Here is an 8630-nt window from a genome sequence, read left to right as displayed (position 1 = left end):
ACGGTGTTCCAGCCTCGACCCCATCTGCAACACTCCGATTCACGATGGTGTTGCAACGACCAGCTGAACCCAAGGATGGTTGACCGTGCGATCTGCAAGGCTCAGGTCATGTCATGGCCACAGGCTGATCCCCTGCACTCGGATCGTCTCGCCCTGGAACCGCTTGCCGTCGACCACGCAAGCGAGATGCTGACCACCCTGGCTCCACCAGAGCTCTACCGATTCACTGGCGGCGAGCCACCGACCCTGGACGAACTGGGCGCACGGTATGGCCGCCAGTCCCGGGGCCAGTCTGAGGACGGCAGCGCGGGTTGGCTGAACTGGATCGTCCGCCCTGCCTGCGGCGGACCCGCGATCGGATTCGTGCAGGCCACCCTCGGACGAGAGGAGGACGGCCTCGTCGCGGACCTCGCCTGGCTGGTCACGCCGGAGGCGCAGGGTCGAGGGATCGCCGTCGAGGCAGCATCCACCGTCGTGATGTGGTTGCGTTCGGTCGACGTCCGGCACATCCGGGCCTTCATCCATCCCGATCACACCGCCTCGATGCAGGTGGCGCGACGGACCGGGCTTGCACCCACGAGCGCTCTGATCGACGGCGAGATCCTTTGGGAAGCCTTCGTGCCTACGGCCGCTGAGCACTGATCCCGTCCGATAGCCGATCGGCGACCGCACAACTCACACCCGACTCAGGAGCCCGCGAAGATTCGGGGATCTCGGTGTCTGTGATTGTTCACGCTCGTTGGCATGGTTCTGGTCGCGCTGAGGCGCTGGCTTCGGGGTGAACCAAGGTGCGTCATAGGTACGCGTTACCCTCCGTCCCATGAACCCTCTTACGTTCGCTGGCGCAACACCGTCAGCCGTTTCCACCGATCCGACCTTGCTCCCAACATGGATCGGAGCCCGTGCCACCGCAGCGGCGGTCGTGGTCGCCATCGTTGCGATCCTTCTCACTTATCGACAGGTGCGGCTCACGGCCGTCCAACTTCGACATGACTCCGCTCAAGCAGCTCAGGACAGCGAGGACCGGACGCGCCCGTACGTCACCATGAACATCGTCCCGAGCATTGCTAGCCATGGTGCTCTTGACCTGATCCTCGCCAACACAGGGGCGACTGCCGCTACAAATGTGCGCTTCAAACTCCTCGGTGCGGGCTTCGGGCTATCTGATGACGACACCCACGTTGGGCCAGGTCTCCGTGAGTTCTTCGCTACGCCGTTCGAGCTCGCGCCCGGGGCGAGGATGCGCCTCTTTTGGCACCTGCCGGAAAGTGCAGCGGAACGAAGTGACAAGAGAGGCGCTATGGGTGCCCCTGTCACGGGCGAGCTGCAGGTGACCTACGGACGTGACGTCGGTGGGCGGCCGGGTTCGCATGAGTACGTGACCAAGCACCGTTACGACTTCACGCTGTGGCCCAAGATCACGCCCGAGGCATGGACCGGAGCGCGTAACGAGGGCAACTCGTCTGACCCCCTGACACACTTGAAGAACATCGACTTCGGCTTGCGAGCCATCGCGCACCACCTTGGAGAGACGACTCGTTGAGGTCGCTGTGGAGCACCTCGGTCACGCCCGTCGTCGGCGGATGAGTTCCCGAGCGGCGGCCAGTTCGCTGTCGATCGCCGCGACGTCACTGATCGGTGCGTCGTACCGACTGCCGTCTTGCACGGTGAGGGAGAGGCGGCTGCCGCGCTGGTCGCTCTCAGTGGAGAGCGACACGACGTCCTCGTAGAAGAACTCGACAGTCTTCTCTGCTTGCGCCGGCGCTGTTATGCATGTCTCGGTTGTGAAGATGTGGACCTGCTGCTCACTGAAGTACGCGATGAAACCGCCGACCCAGTTGGTTCGGGTCCGCCCGCCCTCCTCCTTCAGCTGCACGAGCGGGCCAGCTGTGTTCTTGATTCGGCTAAAGCCGATGACTTCGAGCGGTGGCGCAGCGTGCGGGAACACACCGATGCGGGCCGCTGCGGTCTTACGCACGTGCTGAGCGACGGCCTCGAGCGATGCGTCGACGGAGCGCGGGCTGCTCGACCGCATCTTGACATGCACGACAGCGGCGATCGCTGCGAGGCCGATCAACACAACCGCGGTCTGCCACGACCCGCCGAGCGTAATAATCCCGATTAGCCCAAGACCGATGGCCAAGAACAGGGCGCATCCGGGGCCGCGGAAGTAGCGCTTATTCAGTTCGTACTCGATACCTTCTTGCACGGTCACCCTCTCGATCCGGAGAGCCCAGTTTGGCGGCTTGCTGCCGACGGAAGCAGCCCCAATCCGAGTGCATCCGAGCAGGACACCCGTCGCCGCTCAGGTGCAGCCTCTGATTCGAGTGCCACGGGCGACAGGCAATGGGCGACGGCAGAGCTCTCGACCTGAAGGAACGTCAGCACTTCTCGCTAAGCTGGCAGTGCGGCAACGAGGTCGCGTTGAGAGGAAATCATGGCCAAGACGGTGTTCTACAGCTTCCACTACGACAACGATGCGTGGCGGGTCCAGCAGATCGTGAACATGGGCGCCCTCGAAGGGCAGACCATTCTCAACGCCCAGGAGTGGGAAGCAGTGAAGCGGCAGGGTGATGCTGCGATTGAGCAGTGGATCGATGAACAGATGTCCTACAAGAAGGCCGTCGTTGTACTGATCGGGTCGGGAACGGCAAACCGCCCTTGGGTTCAGTACGAGATCGCGAAGGCCTGGGACGCAAAAAAGCCACTCGTGGGCATCCGCATCAACGGGCTCGCCGACTCATCCGGTGACACTGACAGCGCGGGCGTCGACCCGTTCTCTAAGGTGACACTGCAGGGAGGTGGCACCGTCGCCGACTACGTCCCGGTTTACACTCCCTCGGGATCCACAAGCCAAGCGGTGTACGGAGACATCGCAGCAAACATCACCTCCTGGGTGGACAACGCGTACTCCCGCTCGTGAGTGACGTCGGTGGGGAGGAGAGCTGCCCGTTCTGCGAGATCGTCGATCGTGATGATCCAGATGCTCGCGAGGTGTACCGAGACGAACATACGGTGGCCTTCTTCCCCACCGAGCCCGCAGCCCTCGGCCACACGATGGTCATCCCTCGCTTGCATGTCCCCGACATTTGGAAGCTCGATGAGGTGACGGCTCAGCAACTCAGCGTCACCACCCTCCGAATCGCGAAGGCGATTGAAAAAAGCCTTCACCCGGATGGGCTCAACATCATTCAGTCCAATGGCGAAGCAGCTAGCCAGTCGGTGATGCACGTGCATATCCACCTCGTCCCGCGGGACGCAAACGACCGGATCGGACGCATCTGGCCGCCGGAGAGCAATTACAGCGAAACACAGAAGGACGACGCCTGGAAAGCCCTCCGAGACGCTTGCCGGACTATCGGCAGTGCAGCCACACCAGGAGCGCGGCCCCGACGAGGAGCATGAGTCCGTAGTAGTCGCGCACCGACCAGGACCACACCACCTTGCTCCAAGAGATGGGCTCGCAGTCTGCCTGACTGAGAGTGCCGCAGTAGCGAGTCGCGTTCATCTCATATGCGTCGACGGCTCCGACTCGAGTCGCGTCGAAGAGCAGCCGGTACTTGCGCTCTTCCCGAAGATACCGAGCGTCGACCGCTGCGAAAAGTGCTGCTGCGAACATCTCTAGGAGCGCGACAACAGCTGACGACTGCGTGCCGGCGTAGCCAAAGGTCGCCGTCGCGATCGTGAGCGCCCACCCCTTCGCGACAGCCGACGCTGCAGACATGCGTGCGATCGCCGCTTGGATGAAGTCCAGATGCTGACGGCGGTCCTCGGGAGCGGGGCCATCAGGAAGTACTTGCTCGGTGATGCGAGTCCCCTTCCGCGGGGTCTGGAGGATGACTCAATAGTCGCACGAACGGGCGTCGATCGCCTGCCCTTATAGACGGTCGTTCACGAGACATCCGAAAGCTCGGTTGCCGGATCGGTGTGAGCAGCTGCGCTGGGCGTCGTCTTTCTCGCTGCGCTGGGTGTCGTGCCGTTTCTCACCTTCCACTGAAGGTGGCGCGTTGGGGTATACCTCAGCGCGACGCCGCGCAGAGGCCTGAGTCGTGTTGCTCTGGGGTGGGGCTGGGTCCTTCTGCGACGAGTGTGCGCATGGGCCTAGAGGTGATGCAACCCCTGAGTTGTGCCCGCATCCCCCGGGGTCGGCGCTGCCGCGTTGATCAGGCCGCACCTGTCGGGGAGGGTGAGTGGGGCTGCCGCGTCGACCATCCTGCTATCCCTGATCGGATGGGAGCGGCAGCCCCTCGGGCGCAATAGGAGGCACGCCAGGGCACCCGCAGACCCGAAGGCCCAGGGCACCGCCAACCACGCTAGCCCCACCCTTCACCTCACGAGCCATCGATATCGCGCCATGCCGGAACACACGCCAACCAAATTGGTCAACCGGTGCACTGTGGACGCGGCGGGCCTGTTCGGGTCAGGACCGCCACCGAGGTGCCGGCACGCGTTCCCTAACCGTGTCGGCACCTCCCCCCCACGACCGGTACGAGTCTGAGAGCGCCGCCGGTGCCGCTGCGTAACGTCTCCCCGGTGCGCTACGCGGCCTCACTGACCGCGTGAACTTCAGTTTCCCTACTCGAGTACCCCGGATGCCGGGACCGCTGCTGATCCGGCAGCTGGGTGCGCACACCGAGGCTGCCCGGGCGGAAACCCGAACCCGCCCAGGCAGCCCCACCCCGCGCAACCGCGCAAGAACTCAGCGCGAACCAACCCGATGCTCGCTCGGCTTCGAATCCCTGATGCAACACGGGCAGGGTGGTCCGTCCCGCTGCTGTTCGGGTGAGCGCGGGCCGGGCCACCCTCCTGCCCATGCCAACACCCGCAGCCATTTGTCCGTGATACGTCGACAAGGGCTGCGCCCGTGAAAGGCGCCGCGGGCACCAGACGACTATGTGCTGCGAGGGCGTCTGCCACTGATTCGGGTCTAGGACAGACGCCCTCGCGCTACGACGCCGTCGGGTTCAACGCAATGGTCATGACGAAGCCAGCCCGGTAACAGGGGGTCGAGCTCCCACGGCTAGGGTCCGCGGGGCAGCAAACGCGAGACTACGTCACCCCGTTCCTGGCCGCCAGGACCCCGTTGCAATAGCCACCTTCCGCGAGCACCGGTTATTCCTCCGGCGACGCTGCAACCTGCGCTTGATGCCGATACAGGGTCGCCCGCGACCACCGGACCAGGTGCGCTGCGTCCGCCGCCGTATGGCCGGCGGCGCGGGCCTCGTTCACGATCGCGAGCTTCCGGCCAATCACCGCAGGATCCGACGGCGGCCGACCAAACCTGGTCCCCGACTCACGTGCCGCAGCGATCCCAGCGGTAACGCGTTCGACGATGAGCTCGCGTTCGTACTCCGCCAACGTCGCCATCAGGTTCAACATCAGCCGCCCCGCCGACGTCGCCGGATCAATCCCGTCCGACACCGATCGGACCCCGATCCCTCGCTCCCCCAACATCGCCACCGTGCTCAACACATCCACCAACGACCGACCGAGCCGATCAACTCGCCACACCACCACCGTGTCGCCGGTCGTCGCGTGCTCGAGCAGACGACCCATGCCCGGACGTGCTGCGGCTTCCTTCCGCCCCGAGGTCAGGTCGGCGAAGATGTCCCGCTCCTGCACCCCCGCCGCAACCAACGCATCCACCTGCAACGTCGCATCCTGCGCTCCAGTACTGATACGCGTATACCCGAGAAGCCTCACCCGCCAAGTGTCTCAGAAAACCCCACAACCACCCACCGAAGCCCCATTACCGTCGAGACGACTTTCCGAGACAACCGGGACTCGCGGAAACACTAGGCTCGCTCGAGCCGCGAACCGTCTCACCGTCGCGTCTCGAAAAACTATAGTTTCTCGAAGACGTCAAGGCCGGTTGCGTTTGTCTCATCCTTACCGGGCAGTTTCTCGGTAGACCGGATGTGAGGATGTGCCCATAGGAAATGACGGCGCCGATGTCTCGGCGATCCACGGCCCGGCCTGGGAACGCACGGTGCTGCTCGCGGTCCCGCCGAACGACGTGGACGAGGTACACGAGTCGGTGGACGACCTCTGGCACCTCAACACCGATCTCGGTACCGCGGAACGCATCCGGTTCGAGACGGCGCTGCTCGAACTCGCGGGCAACGTCATTGAGCACGCCGAAGGGAGCGAGCGTCTGCTGTGCCAGTTGACGCTCCGGCGGACGTCGACCGCGTTGGAGGCGGTGCTCAGTGACAGCGGAGCAGAGGTGCACGTGCCGTTCCGCACGGAGATGCCGGATCCCGACGAGATGGCGGAGTCCGGGCGCGGTATCGCGATGATCGAGTTGCTGATGGACGATTTTTCGTACGAGCGCGACCCCGAAGGTAACCGATGGTGCCTCGTGATGGGCCTCCCCGACTCGCTCCAACGCGGGCACCACGTCGCCACCGACGGGAAGCCCTCTCACTGAGACGTCGTGAAGCGACGTTCCACCACCAGCGACACCCGTTTCGACAGCGCCAGCCGACTACATTTCTGCCGCTGGCTTGATCGGTTCGGATCGTGCGTTTGGTCGGCTCGAGTTCCGCTGCCGGTCCTCACGCGCAGCGGAGGCTGGTGAGGCCGAGTACCGCCAAGACGGTGACCTTGGTGCCCCCGCTAGATGTGGCCGACCAGGACCCCGGGGTGGGTCCGAGGTTGGTGCGCACTTGCAGCGTCGACGTCGATCCGAGGTTGATCAGTTGCGTGGTGGTCACCCGTACTGAACGGGCTGTGCCGGGAGCGCTGGCAAGGACCCTGGTGCCCAGGAGGACATCGAACGACGCTGCAGCGACGCCGCTGGAGTTCCACCCGATCGTGATGGAGGCATCAGTGTTGTCCGTACACGTCACGGCGCTGACGGGCACGGCCGTCGCTGCGATGAACGTCGATGGAGTGGACCTCGTCGTTCCGAGGAACGGTGCCGCGATCGCCTGCGTCGGAACGAACGCCACGACGAGGCACACACCCAACGCAGCGGGCACCCCTGCGGCGACTCGTCGATGTCGCGGCCGGCGTTCTCGTTCACGAGCCGCCGGCGCGCTGCGGGAGCGCCGCCCAGCGCGACGATGAGCCGGCCGGACGGTCGTGGCGCCGTCACCTCCCGCACCGGACCTACCGTCGCCGTCGCCGTCCGGACCGGTGCGTCTTTCGTCTCCCTGATCGCAGCACTGGCCCGTGACGGCGCATCGGAGGCGGCTGTCGAGCTTGACGAGGAGCCCGGCGCTCAACAGGAGGGCGCCAGCGATCCCGACGAGCGGCCAGGCTCCGGTGCGGAGCCAGAGGACGGGAAGACCGACGAACGGCACCCGGATGAACCCGATGCCGTGGACGGCGCTCGGTGCGAGCGGTGTCGAGTCAGCGGCCTCGTTCCCGTCGCCCTTCGTGACGAACATCCCCTTCCGGGATCTGAGGTACCGGTGCAGGCGGAGGTGGTTACGGTGGTCGGGATCCTCGGCGAGGAGCACCTGACCGGGGTGGAGCATCGGCTTCGGCATCGGTCGTGAGACCACGACGTCTCCCGGGTGCAAGCGGGGCTCCATCGAGCCGGTCATCACCGTCGTCGGTTCCCACCCGAGTGCCATCGGGGCAGCAGCCCAGAATGCACCACCGAGTACAGCGGTCAGCAGCATGCGCGCAAGCCCGGCCACCACGACACGACCCCAGTCGATGACGTGCAGCTGCCGCCGATGCACGGTGTCAGCGACGCCGACTGCGGCTCGATCGCTCGAGGACGTAGCTTGCATGGGCCGGTCCGCTCGTCCTCGAGGCAATCAGCTGTTCTGGGCCTCCCAGGTGAACCCAAGCGACGCGGTCCCACCCTGCACCGAGTTCGGAGCCGTCGAGGACACCGTGTACGTGACGCGGTACACGCGAGTCTCGGAAGCTGAACCCGTCGGAGCCCAGGTTCCGACGCCGGTTCCGAAGCTCGTGGCGGTCGTCCCGAACGCGGCAAGGGTGCCGTTGAAGAGGGTCCCGTCGGTGGCCAACGGTGTGAAGCCGGAGCAGGAGCCCGATCCGCCGCCGGTGCCCTGCTCAATCGTCAGGGCCATGTTCGACGCGAGGGCGTTGGTGGTGGCGGCGTCGGTGCCATAGAGCTTCACGGTCGAGGGCAGCGACCCGGTGGAGGTGACGGCGATGCAGTTCTCACCGGTGGAAGTCGGCTTCAGGTCGCTGGCTGTGAACAACGCAGCGTTCGTGTCGTCGTCCGACAGGGCGACCGTCCCAGCCGTCCAGTTGCTCGTCGGATTCGATGTCGTCGCGGAGAACGCAGCGTACGACGCCGACGACACGACGAGCCCGGAAGCGATGAGCGCGGCGGGGATCGCCAACCACGCGGTGACCTTTGCCGCACGCGGGCTGACATGGGGAAGTACGAGACGCATCATGATCCTGATCTCCATTGATGGGACCGGCTCGTCGCAGTGGTTGCCCGCGTACTGACCATCAAGGAGAGCCGTTCCCCCTGATTGACCGGCTGTGCGACGAACGTAAGTGACGCTCACCCCGCGACGGAACCCCCCTGATGTGGGGGCATCCGTTGCGCACTCCGCACCAATCGGCCGTCCAGGACCGCTTCGAACGATGTCTGCGCGGCAGATTTCGCACTCCCGGAGCACTCCGCAGATAGG

10 protein-coding genes are annotated in these 8630 nt (G+C 65.0%); 6 read left to right on the top strand and 4 right to left on the bottom strand.

Features of this window, described 5'->3' with window-relative positions; translation table 11 throughout:
- A partial coding sequence (locus ITJ56_RS17725; protein WP_228518170.1) for a GNAT family N-acetyltransferase occupies positions 1-642 on the top strand: 642 nt, incomplete at its 5' end.
- A 178-nt stretch (positions 643-820) separates the two neighbouring features.
- A complete protein-coding gene (locus ITJ56_RS17720; RefSeq protein WP_194631955.1) occupies positions 821-1543 on the top strand; it encodes a hypothetical protein in 723 nt (240 codons plus the stop codon).
- Positions 1544-1564: 21 nt separating this feature from the next.
- On the opposite strand, the gene ITJ56_RS17715 is transcribed toward ITJ56_RS17720, so the two are convergent.
- Complete coding sequence (locus ITJ56_RS17715) at positions 1565-2215, bottom strand: hypothetical protein (protein WP_194631954.1); 651 nt, start codon at positions 2213-2215, stop codon at positions 1565-1567.
- 222 nt (positions 2216-2437) lie between these two features.
- On the opposite strand from ITJ56_RS17715, the gene ITJ56_RS17710 reads away from it, so the two are divergent.
- Positions 2438-2923 carry a TIR domain-containing protein gene (locus ITJ56_RS17710; RefSeq protein ID WP_194631953.1) on the top strand — a complete coding sequence of 162 codons (486 nt, stop codon included), beginning with the start codon at positions 2438-2440 and terminating at the stop codon, positions 2921-2923.
- Complete coding sequence (locus ITJ56_RS17705) at positions 2920-3405, top strand: HIT family protein (RefSeq protein ID WP_194631952.1); 486 nt, start codon at positions 2920-2922, stop codon at positions 3403-3405. Before ITJ56_RS17710 ends, ITJ56_RS17705 begins: the two co-directional genes overlap by 4 nt.
- Here the strand turns inward: ITJ56_RS17705 and ITJ56_RS17700 are convergent.
- Entirely contained in the window at positions 3356-3724 is a 369-nt protein-coding gene (locus ITJ56_RS17700) for a hypothetical protein (protein ID WP_194631951.1), read from the bottom strand. The genes ITJ56_RS17705 and ITJ56_RS17700 overlap by 50 nt on opposite strands.
- A 1388-nt stretch (positions 3725-5112) precedes the next feature.
- Positions 5113-5703, bottom strand: a complete 591-nt coding sequence (locus tag ITJ56_RS17695; protein ID WP_194631950.1) for a recombinase family protein — start codon at positions 5701-5703, stop codon at positions 5113-5115.
- A gap of 334 nt (positions 5704-6037) precedes the next feature.
- Here ITJ56_RS17695 and ITJ56_RS17690 point away from each other — a divergent pair, with 334 nt between their 5' ends.
- Together ITJ56_RS17690 and ITJ56_RS17685 are read left to right on the top strand one after the other, a co-directional pair.
- On the top strand, positions 6038-6430 hold the full coding sequence (locus ITJ56_RS17690) for an ATP-binding protein (protein WP_323749864.1): 393 nt from the start codon (positions 6038-6040) through the stop codon (positions 6428-6430).
- Between the two features lie 637 nt (positions 6431-7067).
- Positions 7068-7505: a hypothetical protein gene (locus tag ITJ56_RS17685; RefSeq protein WP_194631948.1), complete on the top strand. Its 438-nt coding sequence runs from the start codon at positions 7068-7070 to the stop codon at positions 7503-7505.
- Positions 7506-7772: 267 nt separating this feature from the next.
- Here ITJ56_RS17685 and ITJ56_RS17680 read toward each other — a convergent pair.
- On the bottom strand, positions 7773-8630 hold an 858-nt coding region (locus ITJ56_RS17680; protein WP_228518169.1), incomplete at its 5' end, for a hypothetical protein.

This window comes from Curtobacterium sp. VKM Ac-1376 (assembly GCF_015351025.1).
Lineage (GTDB): Bacteria > Actinomycetota > Actinomycetes > Actinomycetales > Microbacteriaceae > Curtobacterium.
The sequence above is the reverse complement of the archived record's forward strand: the minus strand, read 5'-3'. Positions and strand labels throughout refer to the sequence as shown.